This window comes from Niallia tiangongensis (genome assembly GCF_044704065.1).
Lineage (GTDB): Bacteria > Bacillota > Bacilli > Bacillales > Cytobacillaceae > Niallia > Niallia tiangongensis.
Genome location: NZ_CP162613.1, coordinates 2124910 through 2143786, shown reverse-complemented (window position 1 = coordinate 2143786; position 18877 = coordinate 2124910). Strand labels below are relative to the sequence as shown.

Genomic DNA, 18877 nt, shown 5'->3' with positions numbered 1-18877 from the left:
ACCTAATCTACCTCAATTATTTTATTTACCAGCTCTATTGGCGTTGCTGGGATAATATCGTCAGGAACATTCTGCCCTGTCGTAATATAGGCAACACCCTTTTTGCATGAAACGATTAAATTGATCATTGCTCCATAAGAAGACGTCTCATCTAATTTTGTAAAAACAAATGAGTCGATTTCAATTGCTGAAAATTGTCGATATATCTCTTCTAAATCCTTCTGCTTTGCCGTCAACGAAAGAACAAGCAACGTTTCCATTTCTCTTTTATAATCGACCACTTGCATCAAATCTTCAACATATTTTTTATTTCGGAAATTTCTACCTGCCGTATCAATTAAAATAATATCGCAATTTTCTAGTTTTTTTGTTGCATTTTCAAAATCTTCCATTGAATAGCAAACCTCAAGCGGAACATCTAAAATAGTTGCATATGTTTTTAGCTGTTCAATCGCTCCAATTCTGTATGTATCTGTTGTAATAAAACCTACCGTTTTTTGTTGCTTTAGAATAATATTGGCTGCTATTTTTGCTAAAGTGGTTGTTTTCCCTACACCCGTAGGACCAATTACATTAATATATTTTTTTGATAAAGAGATTTCCCCAAAGGAATAGGAGGAAATCTCCGTCAAAAGAAGCTGTTGTATCCATTTAAAAACATCGGTGTCTTGTACATTTTCCCCGGCTGCATACCATTTTGCCACAAGCTCTTTGACCATTCTGTTTGTAATCGTTTTATCAATTTCATGTTTATCTAACTGTTTCACTACTTTTTTTATTGGAGTAGGAATGGAGAAGGAGACGTTGCTGCTGAAGTCTCCAAATGCTTGTACATGTTGATTAATTTCATCGAGTTGCTTTACTATATCCGGAAAATCAGAAACTCTTTTTTCTTCCATCGAACGCGACATACTAGCATGATCAACTGATTTCGTATGAGATGGTGGTTCTTTTATTAATATTGGGTTCCGCACTTCGTATTTCTTAGTCTGTTTCTGCTGCGGGCCAGGCATATCCGAAATACTTGGATCAATTGCAGCTAGAACTTCAATATTTCTTTTTTTAAAAAGACCTAAGAATCCTCCTGTATAAATCACTTTAGAATGAAGAATGACGGCATCGTTTCCTAATTCTGCTCGAATTCTTTTCATAGCTTCTGGCATATCCCGTGCTATATATTTTTGTATTTTCATTCGATATTCACAACTCCCACACTTTGAACTTCCACATTTGCTTCTAATTCATTGTACGATAATACTGGAACTTGTGGAAAATAGCGTTCTGTCAATTGTCTTACATACATTCTTGCTGCTGGCGAGCATAAAAGAATTGGCATCTGCTCCATAACAGATAGTTGCTCAATTTGTCCTGCAATGCTTTCTAAAATGGATTGGGAAATACTTGGATCCAGCGCCAAAAAGTTTCCATGTTCTGTTTGTTGAATATTGTCCACTATTAGTTTTTCCACTTTTCCTGACAAAGTTACAACCTTTAGTGAATCAGTTTGATTTGAGTATTGATTGGTTATTTGACGCGCTAATGATTGTCTTACATACTCGACCAGTAAATCTGTATCAGACGTCATTTTCCCAAAATCAGCTAATGTTTCAAAAATCACTGGCAAATTACGGATAGAGACGTTTTCTCTTAGTAATTTTGCGAGAACCTTTTGGATTTCTCCAATAGATAAAGGACTAGGTGTCACTTCCTCAATTAAAATAGGATAGCTTTCCTTCACATGGTCAACTAATTGCTTTGTCTCTTGTCTACCTAATAATTCATAGGCATTTGCCTTAATAACTTCAGTAATATGTGTGGATACGACAGATGGTGGATCCACTACTGTATATCCGAATATTTCCGCCTGTTCCTTTGTACTTTCCGTAATCCATTTAGCTGGCAGCCCAAAAGATGGCTCAATAGTATCAATTCCTTCAATAGCATCATCATCCATTCCTGGACTCATCGCTAAATAATGATCCAGTAATAGCTCTCCGCGCGCTCTCTCATTCCCTTTTATTTTTAACCGATATTCATTTGGTTGTAATTGAATATTATCTCTTATCCGTACAACAGGAATAACCAGTCCTAATTCTATGGCTAGTTGTCTTCTAATCATAACAACTCGATCTAACAGGTCTCCTCCTTGATTGGCATCTGCAAGTGGAATGAGACCATATCCAAACTCAAACTCAATCGGATCAACATTTAATAAACTAACTACACTTTCTGGACTCTTCAGCTCATCTGTCTGTATCTCTTCCTCCATTTCCTGCATATGTTCTAAATCAGGCTTTGGCTTTTTCGATAAGTAATAGGCGCCAAAGATAAGAAGACCTGCAATAGGAATCGTTAAAAAATCATCAATTGGTGTAAATAATCCTAAGAGAAAAATCGTTCCGCCTGCAACATACAGCATTTTCGGATAAGCCATTAGCTGTGATGTAATATCAGAACCTAGATTTCCTTCAGAAGCAGCTCTTGTTACCACGATACCTGTTGCAGTAGAAATTAATAGTGCAGGTATTTGGCTGACAATTCCGTCCCCTACTGATAGTAAAGAAAAATGCTGGGCAGCATCTCCGGCTACCATTCCAAGCTGGGTCATCCCGATTACAATTCCAAAAATCAAGTTAATAAAAACAATAATAATACCTGCAATGGCATCCCCTTTAACAAACTTACTGGCACCATCCATCGAACCATAAAAATCAGCTTCTCTACTTACTTTTTCACGACGTTGTCTCGCTTCTTGTTCGGAAATTATTCCTGCATTTAAATCAGCATCAATACTCATTTGCTTACCAGGCATTGCATCTAATGTAAAACGTGCAGCAACTTCTGATACACGTTCTGAACCTTTCGTAATAACCACAAATTGTATGATGACAAGAATTAAAAACACCACTAACCCAACAACGATATTCCCGCCAATAACGAAGGTTCCAAAGGTATGTACTACCCCACCTGCATCCCCTGTTGATAAAATGGATCTAGTGGTGGATACGTTAAGCCCTAGGCGAAAAAGGGTTGTTAATAACAAAAGGGAAGGGAAAATAGAGAATTCGAGAGCTTCACTCATATTCATAGTTAATAATAAGATGAGTAGTGCCAACGTAATATTAAGTAGTATAAGAACACTTAATAACCAAGTTGGAAATGGAATAATCAACATTGCAATAATGAGAATTACTCCTATCACTACGATTAAGTCTTTCCTTGCCATTTCTTCCGCTCCTTAAAAAACTCTCATTTGTTTCCTTATTATTTACAATAATTCATTTACTAGTAATTCAGGCGTTATTTATCTCTAGTTTGGTAGACGACTGCAAGAATTTCCGCAACAGCTTTATAAAATTCTTCTGGCACTAAATCGCCTATCTCAACTTGATTATACATAGCACGTGCTAAGGGACGATTTTCTACCATCACAACATTATTTTCTTTTGCGACTAACTTAATTTTTTGTGCAATAAAATCTACCCCCTTCGCAACAACATAAGGTGCGTCATACTTTTCCTCATCATATTTTAAACAAATCGCATAATGAGTTGGATTGGTGATGACTACATCGGCAGTAGGCACATCTTGCATCATTCGGTGCATCGCCATTTCTCTCTGCTTTTGTTTTATTTTTGATTTTACTAATGGGTCCCCTTCCATGTTTTTATATTCATCTTTAATGTCTTGCTTTGACATTCGAATATTTTTTTCATAATCATATCGTTGATACATATAGTCCATTAAGGATAATACTAACAGCGCAACGGACGCGTAAAGTCCCATTTGCACAGTTAATTTGCCAATTGTCACGGCAATAGAACCGATTGATTTATGGGAGAGAATAAGAATTTCATCCATTTTCCCCCATAGAACAGAAAAAACAACGATGCCAATCACTGTAATTTTCAGCAAAGACTTTAATAGCTCTACAATTGAGCGAAGGGAAAACATTCTCTTAAATCCAGAAATGGGATTTATTTTTTCTAATTTAAATTTAATTGCTTCTGGCGAGAATAAAACACCAACTTGCATATAATTGGCGATTACTCCCCCAACAAGGGCTGCAATTAAAATAGGGCTTAATAGAAGTGCTGCTTCCTTCACAATGTCCAAATACAATGTCTGCATATAATTCACAGACAAGTTAATGTTCGTAAAGTCACTAAATGTAAAGGTGAGAATGGACATTAATCCATCTAAAAGATACCCTCCTGTGAAGCTTAATACACCAAAAACAACTAAAAGAACAAGTGCTGTATTAACATCCTGACTTTTTGCAACTTGTCCTTTTTTTCTTGTATCTTGTTTTTTCTTAGGAGTAGCTTTTTCAGTTTTTTCCCCTGCAAAAAACTGAAGATTTAATGGTAGGAGTTTCATTTAACCAACACCTCCTATTATGTTCATCATTCCCTTCATCGTTGTTAAAATAGACGAGAATAAATGAGATACGGAAGTCATAAGTACCCCCATAACAATAAAGAGAATGACTAAGCCTGCAATAAGTTTAATCGGCACACCAACAACAAAGATATTTAATTGTGGTACGGTTCTCGCAACAATTCCTAATCCCACATCGACTAGAAAAATGCTTCCGACAACTGGGATAGACATCTGAAAAGCAATCGCAAACATTAAGCTGAATGTTTTAAGGAGAAATTCAGCCAAATTCCCGTTTCCAAAGTTAATCCAAGCCTGTTCCATTGGTATAAATTGATAGCTATAAAAGATGCCGTCTAACAATAAATGATGACCATTAGTTGCTAACAAAAAGAACATAGCAATAATGCTTAAATATTGACCTGTTAGAGGACTTTGCGTTCCAGTTTGTGGATCTATCACATTTGCAATAGCAAATCCCATTTGAAAATCAATAAATCCACCAGCAATTTGAATAGCAGAAAACAGCATATATGCGACAAATCCAATTAACAGCCCTACCATCGCCTCTTTCATAATAAGAAAATAGTAGGTTGAATCAATTGTTAGTGTTGGTACATCCATTCCCCAAAACATAATTAAAGATAAAAAAAAGCCTAAACCTACTTTAAAAGATGTAGGAATCGTCCGATAAGAAAATAAAGGCAACATAAAAAAAAACGAAGTAACCCGAACAACGATAAGTAGGAATGCTGGGAAATTTGATAAAAGTTCATCCATCATCCTTCTATCCAATAAACCTTGTTAGATTAGAAAATATATCTTTCGTATAGGATAGCATGTGACTTAACATCCATGATCCAAAGAAAACAAGCCCAACAAGAACAGCTACGATTTTAGGTACAAAAGCCAAAGTCTGCTCTTGAATTTGTGTGGTTGCTTGAAAAATACTGATTATTAGTCCAACTGCTAAAGCAATAATTAACAATGGACCACTGACGATTAATACGGTAAGTATACCTTTCTCAGCAATGGAAATAACCATTTCCTGTGACATTTTTTCACCTTCTTAAAAACTTTCTAACAGTGATTTTACAACTAAATACCAACCATCTACCATAATGAATAATAGAATCTTAAACGGCAAGGAAATCATAACAGGTGGTAACATCATCATCCCCATGGACATCAGAATACTTGCAACAACCATATCAATAACTAAAAATGGGATAAAGATCATAAATCCAATTTGAAAGGCCGTTTTTAATTCACTAATTGCAAAAGCAGGAACCATTGTAGTTAATGGGATATCCTCAATCGATTTAGGAGCTTCTGCATTCGAATAATTTAAAAACAGGGCTAGATCTTTCTGTCTCGTATGCTTGCTCATAAATTCTTTAAATGGTAATGCTGCGTTATCATATGCTTCCTCTAATGTTATTTCTTCATTAAATAAAGGGGTCAACGCCTTATCGTTTACTTCCTGAAAAGTTGGTGCCATAATAAAGAATGTTAAAAACAAAGCTAACCCAACGATTACTTGGTTAGGAGGCATTTGCTGTGTTGCAAGCGCCGTTCTGACAAAGGAAAGAACAATCACTATTCTCGTAAAACTAGTTAGTAAAATGATGATACTAGGTGCTAAAGAAAGGACGGTTAATAATAATAACAATTGAACAGAAGTTGAGACGTTTCCTGGGTCATTGTTATTAAACAACTGCATAAACTCATTCATTTTTTTCAGACGTTCCTTTCTTATTCTTCTCTAGTACTTCCATCTTTTCCTTACGTTCACTTGATATTCGCTCTAGTTCTTTTGACAAACGAATAGAAAAAGAATCTTTTGTCTTCGATGTAGAATGACCTGAAGCTACTATATTCTTCACCTTTGTCACAATATCGCTTGGTTGTACTAGCTGATCTAATTTTCGGTTATATTCTTCTAATATTTCTTTATACTCTTGTTCATCGTCAATCTCTTTAATTAATTGAATACTATCTCCCACACCTACGATTAATAATCGGTTCCCTACTTTTATTAATTGAATGGATCGATTGGAACCTAATGCTGTACCACCAATATTTTCAATAATTTGTGAGTTTTTATATCCGTGATTTCTTTTATTGATAAATCGCAGAATAAAATACATTAAGAAAATGACAAATATGGTCGCAAAGATCATTTTAATAAAATCCCAAATGGTAACGCCTATAGAACCTGATTCCTCTGCATCTGGTTCATCTAGCAGTAATTCAGATTGATCCGTTGTTTGATCTTCTGCATTAGGACTTTCTTCTGTTGTATCTTTTTTTGCCTCTTCTTGATTTTTATTCTCTTCCGATTCCTCATTATGTAAAATATCATATACACTTTTATCAATTTGTTCTGCATAGGCTTTCGTTCCAAAGCCTAGCAGAACAATGATGAGTAGTGAACAACGAATTAATAAATATGCTTTATTCACATTCGGCACCCTCTATTTTAATTTTTAGCCTAATGTTTTACTGATTGCTTCTAATACACGATCTGCCTGAAATGGCTTAACAATAAAATCCTTCGCACCAGCCTGTATTGCATCAATAACCATCGCTTGTTGTCCCATTGCTGAACACATAATAACTTTCGCATTTGGGTTCATTTTTTTGATTTCTTTTAATGCTGTAATTCCATCCATTTCTGGCATGGTAATATCCATTGTTACTAAATCTGGTTGTGTTTCCTTAAATTTTTCAATTGCTTGCATGCCATCAGCAGCTTCTCCAACGATTTCATATCCGTTCTTTGATAGAATATCCTTGATCATCATTCGCATAAATGCAGCGTCATCTACAATTAGTATTTTTTGTGCCATTTTCCTCAATACCCCCAAAAATTATTTTAAATTCTTTAATCGATCCTTTTGACTAACAATATCGGTTACACGAACACCGAAATTCTCATCAATTACCACTACTTCCCCTTGTGCAACCAAACGATTATTTACCAGAATATCCACTGGTTCTCCAGCTAACTTGTCCAATTCAATAATGGACCCTGAAGAAAGCTCTAATATTTCTTTAACGGATCTTTTCGTTCTTCCAAGCTCAACCGTTACTTGTAAAGGAATATCTAACAACATATCTAAATTTTTTGTTTCAGTCGTCATTTGTGGTTGCGTTTCAAAACTAGAAAATCCTGCAGGTTGCACATTCGGTGGAGGACCTTGTGTATTAAATCCTGAGCCAAAATATTGCTGCTGATGATTCACGTTGGTCTGATTAGCACTTACATTGGCATAATGGACATGATTATTATTAGGCATTTCGTTAGAAACCTGCTGATAATTATTTGTTGTACGTGACTCTTGCATCGGTTCTTTTGGCTCATATACTGAATTATAATCGACTTCGGGAATATTTGAAACGTCTTCTTTTTTAATATCTGGATTTAATAATCCTTCTACTAGATCTTTCGCAAAAGAAAGCTGTAATAATTGCATAATATTAGAATCAATTAAATTTCCTATCTTGATTTGAAAGGAAATTTTCGCAAAAATATCTTCATCCGGAATCTTATCTGTTCCTTCTCCATGATTAAAGTCTAATAGATCAATACTTGGAGGTGAAATGTCGACTTTTTTGCTAAAAATGGTGGACATGGATGTAGCTGCCGAACCCATCATTTGGTTCATTGCTTCTTGTACCGCACTTAACTGGATTTCATCTAACATATCTTTATTGGCATTAAGCCCATCTCCACCAAGCATTAAATCAGCAATAACAGCAGCATCCGCTTGTTCAATAACAAGTAAATTCATGCCAGAAAATCCTTCTGTATAATTAACTCTTATTGCCACATATGGCTGTGGAAATTCGTCCGACAGCATATTTTTTGAAATTACACTTACAGTCGGTGTCGTGATATCTACTTTTTGATTTAGTAATGTGGATAGAGCTGTTGCCGAGCTACCGAAGGATATATTTCCAATTTCCCCTAAGGTATCTTTTTCTATATCTGATAAGTATTTTTCCACATCCATTGCTGGACTTTCATTCGTTACAGTATCTCCCCTTAAGAGAGCATCAATTTCATCTTGTGAAAGCATATCCTTACTCACCATCTTCCTTCCCCTCCTCTAAAGTTCCTAAAACCTGAACGGCCATTTTTTTATTTACTTTTCCTGGTTGTCCAATAAATTTAGGGATATCTCCAACTTTAATGATTAAGGGTTGTTGTATCGTTTGATTCATTTCGATGATATCACCAATATCCAACATTAAAAAATCTTGGATGGAAATATCAGATGTACCTAGTTCAGCTACTATCGGCACAATTGACTGCTGAATATTCTCTTCTAAACGGGAAGTAAATTCAGGCAGTCTTTCCTTTTTCTCTGCCTGCATCCAATAATGTCCGGATAGCTTTGGCATGATAGGCTCAAGCACCACATGTGGAATACAGATATTGATCATCCCACTTGTTTCTCCGATCGTAGTACTTAACGAAATAACTACTACCGTTTCATTTGGAGAAACCATTTGTAAAAACTGTGGATTTACTTCGAATTCAGCAAGGCTCGGTTCAATATCTATAAGATCCTCCATTGCCTCTCTAAAGTAATCAAAGGCACTTTCAAAAGTATTCGACATGATTTTTGTTTCAATTTCAGTCAAATTTTCGACTTTATTTATACTGCTGCCTCTTCCACCCATCATTCGATCCATCATGGCATAGGCTATATTAGGATTCACTTCCATCAAGATTCTTCCCTCTAATGGAGGAACATCAAATACGTTTAAAATAGTCATTTTCGGAATCGAACGAATGAATTCTTCGTATGGAATTTGATCTGCCGATGTAACTGTAATTTGCACATATGTTCTTAATTGTGCAGAGAAAAAGGTGGTTAATAATCTAGCATAGTTTTCATGAATCCTTGTTAAACTTCGAATCTGATCCTTTGAGAATCTTAATGCTCTTTTGAAATCATATACCTTAACCTTTTTTTCCTGTTGCTCCTTTTTCAATTCATCTGCATCCATTTCACCAGATGATAATGCAGAAAGAAGGGCATCTATTTCATTTTGGGATAAAATATCAGCTGACAAAATTACTCACCTCCATCTTTTTCACTTTTATTTTATTGGAGTAGAGAGTTTACAATATAAACTTGGACTACTTTGCCTTCTTGCATCAGTTCGTTAATTTTATCCTTGAGATCATTCTCTAATGTAATTTGTCCATTTTTCCCTTTTAAGTCTTCTGTATTTTTCTCAGATAGCTCTTGAATAATAATATTTTTCACTTGGAAATCCCTTTTTTCTAGTTCTTCCTTCGCTTTCTTACTATCTGTCTGAATCTTAAAGGATATTCGGATGAAATTATCGGATGCTAAGTTCGTCGTAATTTCTTCAATATCAACAGAGGATTCCAAGATTTCTTCAATCGATGGTTCTTTTTCCTTCTCATCTCCAGTGAATTTCCAAATATAAATGAATGCTCCTGCTCCTGCTAGTGTAATGACTAGTAATAAAACAAGCATCGTAATAATAACTTTATTATTCTTCATCGTCCTTCTCTCCCACATGTGGTAATCCGAAGAGGTTCACCTTTTGATAAAAATGATTCATTCTCTCTAAAACTTCCTCTTCGCTTTCTTTAACAACAAATTTATTCCCATTTGTTAATGTAATTGTTGTATCAGGAAAGGATTCGACTGTTTCAATAAATAAAGCATTTAATAAAAACTTTTTTCCGTTTAGTCGAGTTAAATGTATCATTTTTATATGGGAGGCTAACCTAACGGAAAGCCTCTTCCCCTCCAATTAAATTATCGTTTTAAGTTAACTAATTCTTGAAGAATTTCATCAGAAGTTGTAATGATTTTAGTATTTGCCTGAAATCCTCTTTGAGAAACAATCATATCAGTGAATTCTTCTGATAGGTCCACATTGGACATTTCAAGGAAACCACTATTGATGGACCCTGTTCCAGCAACACCAGATGTTACAAGTCCACCAGTAGCTAAATCACCTGAGTTATTAGAAGCTTGATATAAATTAGCTCCAGATTTTGTTAAGCCTTCTGGGTTTGCTACTTTCGCCATAAGAATTTGTCCAGCTTCTTGAGTCTGACCATTTTCATCAACATAAGTGATTTTTCCATCTGCTGAAATACTATAACTTTGTGCAGTTTCAGGAATTTTTGTTCCAGATACAGGAGGATTTGCAGTCACTCTTTCCACTGCTGTGGTTGTTGACCCATTTTCATTAACTGTAACTTCATAGCTTGTAATCCCATTCTCCACTTGTAATTGCATACCATTTGTCGCCACAATATTGCGATCTCCATCCAAGTAGAAATTACCAGCTCTTGTATAGTAATCCGTTGTAGCCCCAGGTGATCTTAGAACAAAATATCCATCTCCTGAAATAGCTAAGTCTAATATTCTACCAGTTGTCTGCATGCTACCTTGTGTATGCAATGTATCGATAGAAGCAATTTGTGCCCCTAAACCGACCTGTTTGGCATTAATACCACCTGTTGTTTGGGATGGTGCAGTTGCAGCAGCTGTTGTTTGACTGATTAGATCACTAAACGTCACACGTCCCTTTTTAAATCCATACGTATTTACGTTTGCGATATTATTACCTGTAACATCTAATTTTGTTTGAAAGTTTTTCATCCCACTGATTCCTGAATATAATGAACGTAACATGTATAATTATCTCCCTTCGAATGAACTGCCTCTATCACTCAGCAGTTTTTGGCCTCCAGTATTGGTCCAGCCTTATTAATTCATAACGATTGTTCCGTTTATATTAGTAAAAATTTGATTTGTTGCTTCCTCACGATCCATGGCCGTGATAACCGTATTGTTTTTCGCACTTACAATTAATGCGGCATTATTTAAAAGTACGAGTGATTCTTTTATTCCAATTTTCTTTGCCTGGCTAACTTTTTCTTCTATCGCCTTCCATTTGGCATCATCTATTTCAATCCCCCGCTGCTGAAGTCTCTCATTTGCGTGTTTGCTAATACTAAGCGTATTTAAGGAAGAAATTGACTGATGAAAATGGGTAGAAAACGATGTGAGATTTTGTGCTTTATGCACAGTTGATTTGGATTTAATCGCCTCAATACCATTTTTAATAGCAGCATGTGATTTTACGGAAGGATAAATAGGTTTATCCATCTAATCACTTCCTATTCAATTTTTGTAATTTGTCCTGAGGTAATTTTGCTCTCTGCCTCATCATCTAATGTTAGTTGTATTTGTCCATTCTTTAGTGATACAGATTGAACTTTACTACTGATTTCTTCCTTATTCGCATTTAAATAAGAAACGGTCTTTCCAATCAATTGGCTTGCTAGCACTAGATTATTTTCCGATGAATTTGTGCTTATGCTTGCTATATTTGCAGGAGTTACTTTTGTTCCATCCTCTAACGTGAATACTACACTGTCTTCTGTATAAGCAACAGAAATTACTTTTCCTATACCAGAAGTTGTCGTACTATTCCCCACATTATCTGTTTCTATCTTACTCCAATTCACTTCTTGTCCCATAAATTGTCCGTAAGAAATTAGGTTTGACTGTGTTTGCAGTGAAATCAAGTTTGTCACAGATGAGTTCAAGTTCTGCATTTGCTCTAAACTTGAGAACTGAGCCATCTGTGCGATAAACTCTTTATCATCCATCGGACTAGTTGGGTCTTGATTCTGCAATTGAGTAATTAAAATTTTCAAGAAATCATCTTTTCCTAAAGCAGAGCTGCCAGTAGAATTATTTGATTTCTGATAGTCTGATAAATAAAGAGAAGTATCATTAATTGTATTTACCATAAGTTACTAGCTCCTCTATACTTCTATATTTAATAATTCCTCGAAAAAGGAAGTTTTTCGTTTATTCTCGTCTTCATCAGCATCTTTCTTGTCTCTTTGTGATTGAGACTGTTGCTGCTCTTGTTGCTGTTGTTGCTCTTTTTGCAGTTTTTCCTGTGGTTGAGAAGAGACAATGATATCCAGTTTATCCACTTGCAAATTTTGTACAGTAAATCCATGCTTTAAGCTAGTAAGCTGTTTATCTAAAGCCTCTTTTGCTTCAGCGCTTGAGGTGATAATTTTTGCTATCAAATTGCCTTCATTTTGCGTAATTTCGATTCGAATCGATCCTAAATGATCTGGTGCGAGACGAATCGAAAGCTTTTGCATATCGCCGACTTTTGTAAACGTACTATTAGCTAATAGTTTAGCAAACTGTTCCTCCACATCTTTCGGCTGTACCATTTTCCCTGCATCAGTCAACAATATAAATGGATTTTCCTTTATAAAGGGATTTTGCACAGATGGAAGTACATTGGTGTTCATATCTTTATGACTCACTTCAGCTGCTTCCTTCATTCCTACACTTGGCAAGATAGTTTCTCCCGATTTTCGTAAGGAACTTACCATTATCGGATTGATGACTTTTTGAGCAACGGTTGCACTCTTTCCTTCTGGTTGTTTATCTAGCTTTGATAGAATAGAAGAAATGATCGATTTAAGCTCAGTTGTTGCTTCTGTAACACGACTCTCTGCTCGATCTGCATGAAAAAGATTCGATTGAATAGACTGCGAAGCATCTATCTTCGGCTTCGGTGTATTCGTTTCTTTCCCAACCGCATTTCTAGTTTCTTGCAATACACGATTTTGCATTGCTAATAGCTTTGAATCAACTGTAGAAAATCTTTTTGCGTTTTCACTATTATACTTACTAGTCATTAATTCTGCTTCGTTAAAGGAGTTTGCCGTTTCTTCTGGCTTAGAATCACTCGAACTATTTTTTATAGATAAGCTGTTTTCTTTTTGCTTTTCTAATCCGTTATTTGGATTACTTGCCATCCATAAATGATTTTCTTCAGTCCCATTGTCTGCTATCACTGTACCCGCAGTCATTTTACTATTGATATCAGAAGCTATCGTTGTTTCCTTAGCCAGAGATTCTATTGCATTATTTACTTTGGATAAGCTATGCTCTATTTGATTTCGACTTCTTTTATAGAGATCTCTTTCCATTTGTAAATTTGCTTTACCCCCTTGAACAGTCATCTCTACTTCAGTTAGATCTGAAGACTTGTCATTTGGGTTTCGCATTCTTTGATCAGCTGGTGGGATTAATCCTTCTGAGACAGCATCCATTATATAATCAATAGATAGCCTTAACCCGTCTTGATTTTCCCCTGCATTATCTTCTACTCCATTCATTTGGACTAGATAATTTTCTTCAGACGAATGATTTACAACTGAATTCTTCACCTGAGAGCTTATATTCCATTGATCAACCATATGCTCATTAACACGACTACTTTGCTTATCATTAGGGATAAAATTCATTTTATCTTCATTTCGTCCAATTGAATTCTCAGAAACGTTCTTCTCGGACTTCATTTCTAGTTTCATTGCTGGCGTTTGTAATTCTTCTGGTGATGAAGCTTCGACCTTTTGTCCAGGTTTCTGCTCTGGATTTGTTAACATAAATGGACTTGCATCAGCTTCACTCACTGGAATAACACCCGTATTTTGTTGTTTCACTTCTATCGCTTGCTCTTTATCTGCTTTTTGCACATTAATTTTTGTAGCAGATAACTTATTATATCCAACGATAAAATTACTCTCATTTGGAAAAGAATATCCCGCTTTCGCATCACCATTCTTTTCCACATTCTTTGTTGTACTCGATGCATTTAATTCTATGAATTTTTTTAACGAAAATATTAATCCCTGCAAATCTTGTACGGTATCCATAATTTTTTCATGAACAGAAATATCTGGCAGATTATTTACTGTATGCTCAAGCAGTTTTAAATCTGTTAGCAAAACCGGTAATTCTGTTTGATTAAACATATCTGGTGTTATCTTCTTATTCGTTTCGTTCTTTAAAACCTGAGTGATTTTGTTTTCTAAATTAGCAAATGTATCTGTTAAGATAGAATCCAAGTTCAATGCATCTAAATCAGGAATTTCTTCTGTATCCGAAAAATGATGATAAGTGGTCAATAGATGTTCAAGATTTAATGAAAGCTGATCATCTGCTGTCGAAAAACTTATAGCTTCTATTTCCATTTTACTTTCCATATTTAGAATTAGGCTCACATCCGATGAACTAGATAGTATGTCTAAAAGCTGATTTAAGCCCTCTTTAGCTTGTCCGTCCTTTGGGCTGAATTCATTTTGTTGAGGTCTCGTTTTTAAGGCATTTAACATCAACATAAACTGTCCATCCTTTTTATCGTTTGGCGTTCCCTGACTACCACTCGTTAACTCCATTTTTTTTAATGAATTAATCAGTCCTAGCTGCAATTTTTCACCCCCTTTCTAGTAACAAGGTTATTTCTTACGGATTTACAGTCGCATTGTCTGCTAATCGCTCTGTATATTTTGAAGCAATGGACGGTTCCATTTTCTCTAATATCGACGCAAGTTTTGCCGGTTTAAGCTCTGCCAAAATTTTCAATGCTTCGTTTTCACTCATCTCTGACAGAATGGCCGCAGCATTTTTAGGGGACATCGTATCATATGTTTTCACAATCTCAGCAACTGCCTTTTTTGTTTCCTCTTGAGCTGATTGGAGAGAAATTAGCTCACTCTGCAATTTTTCTTTTTCCGAATTGACAGATTGAATTCTATTTTCACTATTTTCTAATTGAGACTCTAGCGTCTTTATTTGTGCATCCCGTTCTTCCAGCTTTGTTTGTAAGGAGAGCATCTTATTTTTATTATTTTCTAGTAATTTATCCGTCGATTTTTTTTCTTCACTTAGAAAAGGAATCGTATTTAATAACGCTTTGCCCTTCTCTGCAACATCTGCTCCAGAATACATGAGCAATAACACAAGGACAATGATTGCAAAAAGGCTCGGAATGACTGCAACCATAAGAAAACGCTGAAAAAAGTTAAATGATTTCTTTTTTTCTTCCCATGAATTTTCCATTTAGCCACCCGCCTTTTCATGTTGCATATATTGTTGAAGAGATATTTCATCCATTTGTTTTGCCTCTTCTGCTCGTTCTAATGCTAAATAATTGGTATGATCTTTTTCCTTTATTTTCACAAACTGTTTGACTTCCATATTTTTTTCTAACATTTTTTCTTGAAAATAGACCATCGAATTTCGTGCATTTTGTACCATTTTTTGTGCATGTTCAATGGTTTTTATTAAATTGCCTACAAATTGCTGATGATGTCTAATTTCTTGAACGGATAAACCTGTCGTCATTTTGTCGGCTTGATACGCTTCTAGGTCTTCTTTTCTTTTTAATAGCTCATACAGTTTTTCAGCAGCCTCTTCAAATCTATTTACTGATTGATTATAGGCAGAGCTAGCTTCTTCTTTTTCTCTTTCTCGAATAGTTAGGATGTTTTCAAATTTAAATTGATAACTCATCTTTTATCCCTCTGATCCAACTAAAGTTAATAAGGAATGGAGGCTTTCCTCAATTGAAACCTTCTCATCTGTCGACTGCTTTATATAGGAAAGAATACTTGGATACAATCGAATTGCCGTATCGATTTCTTTAGAAGAACCTTTCTTATAAGCACCTATATTGATTAAATCTTCGGAATTCATATAGGTGCTAAGAAGATCTCGCAAGCGATCGGCCGCTTTCATATGTTCTTTAGTCACTATATGATTCATCACACGGCTGACACTCTTCAAGACATTAACGGCTGGATATTGCCCTTTATTCGCAAGCGCCCGTTCTAAGACATAATGCCCATCTAAGATTCCACGCACCGTATCTGCAATTGGTTCATTCATATCATCCCCATCAACTAATACGGTATAAAAGGCTGTTATACTTCCGTATTCATTTGTCCCTGTTCGTTCTAAAAGCTTTGGCAATATCGCAAATACAGAAGGCGTATATCCTTTCGTAGTTGGTGGTTCGCCAATAGCTAGACCGACCTCTCTTTGTGCCATCGCTACACGCGTAACGGAATCCATCATCAACATAACGTTTAAACCCTTATCTCGAAAATACTCTGCAATTGCTGTAGCTGTATAAGCACCCTTTATTCTCATTAGTGCTGGCTGATCGGATGTAGCAACAACAACAATCGACCTTTTCAATCCTTCTGGTCCTAAATCACGTTCAATAAATTCACGTACTTCTCTTCCACGTTCTCCAATTAAAGCGATAACGTTCAAATCTGCTTTTGTATTTCTTGCTATCATTCCTAACAACGTACTTTTTCCAACACCACTACCTGCAAAAATCCCAAGTCTTTGGCCAGTGCCGACTGTTAAAAGCCCATCAATTAATCGTACACCTACTTCCATCGATTGAGATAAAGGTGGTCTTGTCATCGGGTTAGGAGGCTCATTATCAATGGGAACAGACTTTAATCCCTTTGGTAACATCGAACCATCTAATGGCATCCCTAATGCATCAATAGCCGTTCCTATCAATCCTGGTCCTACCTTTATTTCCAATGGTTCAGAAGAAGCTTCAACTAGGCAGCCGGGTGAAATATCATTGACTGTCGTATAGGGCATTAAAATAATATTTTCATCATTAAATCCGACCACTTCTGCTTTAATCATTCGTTTATGCTTTGTACCAATATGAATATTGCAAACATCCCCAATAGAGCTTTCTGGACCTTGTGATTCAATCATTAATCCGACCACTTTTTTCACTCGACCATATTGCTTATAAGTGTCAACGGACGAAATGGAGCTTAGTAAAGCTTGTGCTTTCATCCTTCCTCACTCTCCAATATTTCAAGTAGTTTATCTTTAATCATGAGTAATTGTGTATCTACACTTGCATCCAAACGGCCGCTTGCTGTTTCAATGATACAACCATTTCCCTCAATCAATTCATCCGGAAAAATGAACAGACTAGGCTTTATCGGGAATAACTGGAGTAGTTCCTCTTTTTCTGCTACTACCATTTCGTAATGGATAGGGTTAACATGTAATTGTATTTCTCGCTGTTTTCTTACTTCTTTTAAGGCTTGCTGCACAAGATGAATGAAATTTTGTTCGTCTTCATTGATCTTGTTGTTCATTATTTTTCCTGCCACTTCAATAGCTAGCTCCAAAATCGTGCCCTCAGCAGATTGTAGATACTTATCATAATCTGCCTTAGACGCTATTACTGTATCTTTTGCTTGTTGAATAAATCCATATGCCTCATTGTATCCAGCGTTTTGACCAGTCTCAAATCCTGCTTGAAAGCCATTTTTTTTCGCATCTTCTATTAAATGTGCTTTTTCTATTTCCCAATTTTGCCTTTCTTCTGAAAGCTGAACGCTTATTTGTTCAGCTTCAGCCAAAGCAAGTCTCTTTATTTCTTCTGCTTCTTTGCGAGCAGTATCTATTATGTTGTTATATTCCGTTTGCGTAACTTCCCTTGATTGTTCACAGTCAGAATCGAAGGCATCAATATACTTAATCGAAATTACTTTCTCTTTCGTATCATCAGGATTTGAATATCTTGACTTAATTAACCTAGACAATGATATCATCCCCTCCGCCACGGGCAACTACAATCTCTCCAGCATCCTCAAGACGTCTAATAACTGCAACAATTCTTGATTGTGCTTCTTCTACATCTTTTAAGCGGACAGGTCCCATAAATTCCATTTCTTCTTTAAAGGACTCAGCCATTCTCGTAGACATATTGCTATAAACAATCTCTTTCACTTCATCTCCAGAAACTTTAAGAGCAAGCATAAGATCTTCATTTTCACAATCACGAATAATTCTTTGGATTGCTCTGTTATCCAATGTAACAATATCTTCAAAGACAAACATTCTCTTCTTAATTTCTTCTGCTAATTCTGGATCTTGAATTTCAAGCGCATCTAAAATTGTCCGTTCTGTTGCTCTGTCGACCCCATTTAACACTTCAACAACCGCTTCAATACCACCCGTTTGTGTATAGTCTTGTGTAACAGTGCTTGATAGCTTTCTTTCCAAAATTTGTTCTACTTCATTGATAATTTCAGGAGAAGTACTATCCATTACAGCGATTCTTCTTGCAATATCCGCTTGTACTTCCTGTGGCAGTTCAGATAATATTTGACCTGCCTGTGTTGGATCTAAATACGATAAGATAAGTGCAATTGTCTGTGGATGTTCATTTTGAATAAAATTGAAGATTTGGTTTGGATCTGCTTTTCTTGCAAAATCAAACGGTCTTACTTGAAGAGAAGAAGTCAGTCTATTTAAGATAATCGATGCTTGTTCTATTCCAAGTGCCTTCTCTAGTACTGTTTTTGCGTATCCAATACCGCCTTGAGAAATATAGTCTTGAGCAAGTGCAATATTATGAAATTCTTCTAATACATTTTCTTTAGAAGTATTCTCCACTTTTCTAACCCCTGATATCTCAAGTGATAATCGTTCAATTTCTTCCTCACTTAAATGTTTATAAACCGAAGCTGCAACATCAGGACCTAATGATATAAGGAGAATGGCCGCCTTTTGCTTGCCAGATAATTCATTTGATTCTTTTCTTGCCATTT

Annotated in this window: 21 protein-coding genes; all 21 read right to left on the bottom strand. The window is 35.8% G+C overall.

The annotated features are described in order from the left end of the window. Nucleotides 1-2 precede the first annotated feature (2 nt). Complete coding sequence (gene flhF / locus AB3U99_RS09985; protein WP_400247246.1) at nt 3-1193, bottom strand: flagellar biosynthesis protein FlhF; 1191 nt, start codon at nt 1191-1193, stop codon at nt 3-5. Beyond that, nucleotides 1190-3226 carry a flagellar biosynthesis protein FlhA gene (flhA, locus tag AB3U99_RS09980; RefSeq protein ID WP_400247244.1) on the bottom strand — a complete coding sequence of 679 codons (2037 nt, stop codon included), beginning with the start codon at nt 3224-3226 and terminating at the stop codon, nt 1190-1192. Before flhA ends, flhF begins: the two co-directional genes overlap by 4 nt. 74 nt (nt 3227-3300) lie before the next feature. Then, nucleotides 3301-4380, bottom strand: a complete 1080-nt coding sequence (gene flhB, locus AB3U99_RS09975; RefSeq protein WP_400247243.1) for a flagellar biosynthesis protein FlhB — start codon at nt 4378-4380, stop codon at nt 3301-3303. Beyond that, the gene (fliR, locus tag AB3U99_RS09970) at nt 4381-5160 is read right to left on the bottom strand and encodes a flagellar biosynthetic protein FliR (RefSeq protein ID WP_400248018.1); all 780 of its coding nucleotides are present in this window, start codon (nt 5158-5160) and stop codon (nt 4381-4383) included. Nucleotides 5161-5167: 7 nt separating this feature from the next. Beyond that, a complete protein-coding gene (fliQ, locus tag AB3U99_RS09965) occupies nt 5168-5437 on the bottom strand; it encodes a flagellar biosynthesis protein FliQ (RefSeq protein WP_031534510.1) in 270 nt (89 codons plus the stop codon). A 12-nt stretch (nt 5438-5449) separates the two neighbouring features. After that, nucleotides 5450-6115 (bottom strand): flagellar type III secretion system pore protein FliP, encoded by a 666-nt coding sequence (gene fliP / locus AB3U99_RS09960; protein WP_400247241.1) that lies wholly within the window; start codon nt 6113-6115, stop codon nt 5450-5452. Further along, nucleotides 6108-6845 (bottom strand): flagellar biosynthetic protein FliO, encoded by a 738-nt coding sequence (locus tag AB3U99_RS09955; protein WP_400247240.1) that lies wholly within the window; start codon nt 6843-6845, stop codon nt 6108-6110. Before AB3U99_RS09955 ends, fliP begins: the two co-directional genes overlap by 8 nt. 24 nt (nt 6846-6869) lie before the next feature. After that, a complete protein-coding gene (locus tag AB3U99_RS09950; RefSeq protein ID WP_400247238.1) occupies nt 6870-7232 on the bottom strand; it encodes a response regulator in 363 nt (120 codons plus the stop codon). Between the two features lie 21 nt (nt 7233-7253). Next, a complete protein-coding gene (gene fliY / locus AB3U99_RS09945) occupies nt 7254-8480 on the bottom strand; it encodes a flagellar motor switch phosphatase FliY (RefSeq protein WP_400247237.1) in 1227 nt (408 codons plus the stop codon). After that, entirely contained in the window at nt 8470-9468 is a 999-nt protein-coding gene (fliM, locus tag AB3U99_RS09940) for a flagellar motor switch protein FliM (protein ID WP_400247236.1), read from the bottom strand. Before fliM ends, fliY begins: the two co-directional genes overlap by 11 nt. Before the next feature lie 32 nt (nt 9469-9500). After that, nucleotides 9501-9929 (bottom strand): flagellar basal body-associated protein FliL, encoded by a 429-nt coding sequence (gene fliL / locus AB3U99_RS09935; RefSeq protein ID WP_400247235.1) that lies wholly within the window; start codon nt 9927-9929, stop codon nt 9501-9503. Next, nucleotides 9919-10140, bottom strand: a complete 222-nt coding sequence (locus AB3U99_RS09930) for a flagellar FlbD family protein (protein ID WP_400247234.1) — start codon at nt 10138-10140, stop codon at nt 9919-9921. Before AB3U99_RS09930 ends, fliL begins: the two co-directional genes overlap by 11 nt. A gap of 50 nt (nt 10141-10190) precedes the next feature. Beyond that, nucleotides 10191-11078 (bottom strand): flagellar basal body rod protein FlgG, encoded by an 888-nt coding sequence (gene flgG, locus AB3U99_RS09925; protein ID WP_400247233.1) that lies wholly within the window; start codon nt 11076-11078, stop codon nt 10191-10193. Between the two features lie 75 nt (nt 11079-11153). Then, nucleotides 11154-11555 (bottom strand): TIGR02530 family flagellar biosynthesis protein, encoded by a 402-nt coding sequence (locus AB3U99_RS09920; RefSeq protein ID WP_400247232.1) that lies wholly within the window; start codon nt 11553-11555, stop codon nt 11154-11156. 11 nt (nt 11556-11566) lie between these two features. Beyond that, complete coding sequence (gene flgD, locus AB3U99_RS09915; RefSeq protein ID WP_400247230.1) at nt 11567-12205, bottom strand: flagellar hook assembly protein FlgD; 639 nt, start codon at nt 12203-12205, stop codon at nt 11567-11569. A 15-nt stretch (nt 12206-12220) separates the two neighbouring features. Further along, nucleotides 12221-14701: a flagellar hook-length control protein FliK gene (locus AB3U99_RS09910; RefSeq protein ID WP_400247229.1), complete on the bottom strand. Its 2481-nt coding sequence runs from the start codon at nt 14699-14701 to the stop codon at nt 12221-12223. Nucleotides 14702-14735: 34 nt separating this feature from the next. Further along, nucleotides 14736-15332, bottom strand: coding sequence for a MotE family protein (locus tag AB3U99_RS09905; RefSeq protein ID WP_400247227.1), 597 nt, complete (start codon nt 15330-15332; stop codon nt 14736-14738). Continuing rightward, nucleotides 15333-15785, bottom strand: coding sequence for a flagellar export protein FliJ (gene fliJ / locus AB3U99_RS09900; RefSeq protein ID WP_400247225.1), 453 nt, complete (start codon nt 15783-15785; stop codon nt 15333-15335). Nucleotides 15786-15788: 3 nt separating this feature from the next. After that, nucleotides 15789-17105 (bottom strand): flagellar protein export ATPase FliI, encoded by a 1317-nt coding sequence (gene fliI / locus AB3U99_RS09895; RefSeq protein ID WP_400247224.1) that lies wholly within the window; start codon nt 17103-17105, stop codon nt 15789-15791. Beyond that, nucleotides 17102-17866 (bottom strand): flagellar assembly protein FliH, encoded by a 765-nt coding sequence (fliH, locus tag AB3U99_RS09890; RefSeq protein WP_400247223.1) that lies wholly within the window; start codon nt 17864-17866, stop codon nt 17102-17104. Before fliH ends, fliI begins: the two co-directional genes overlap by 4 nt. Beyond that, a complete protein-coding gene (fliG, locus tag AB3U99_RS09885) occupies nt 17859-18875 on the bottom strand; it encodes a flagellar motor switch protein FliG (RefSeq protein WP_400247221.1) in 1017 nt (338 codons plus the stop codon). The genes fliH and fliG overlap by 8 nt, the downstream gene beginning before the upstream one ends. Between the last annotated feature and the right edge of the window lie 2 nt (nt 18876-18877).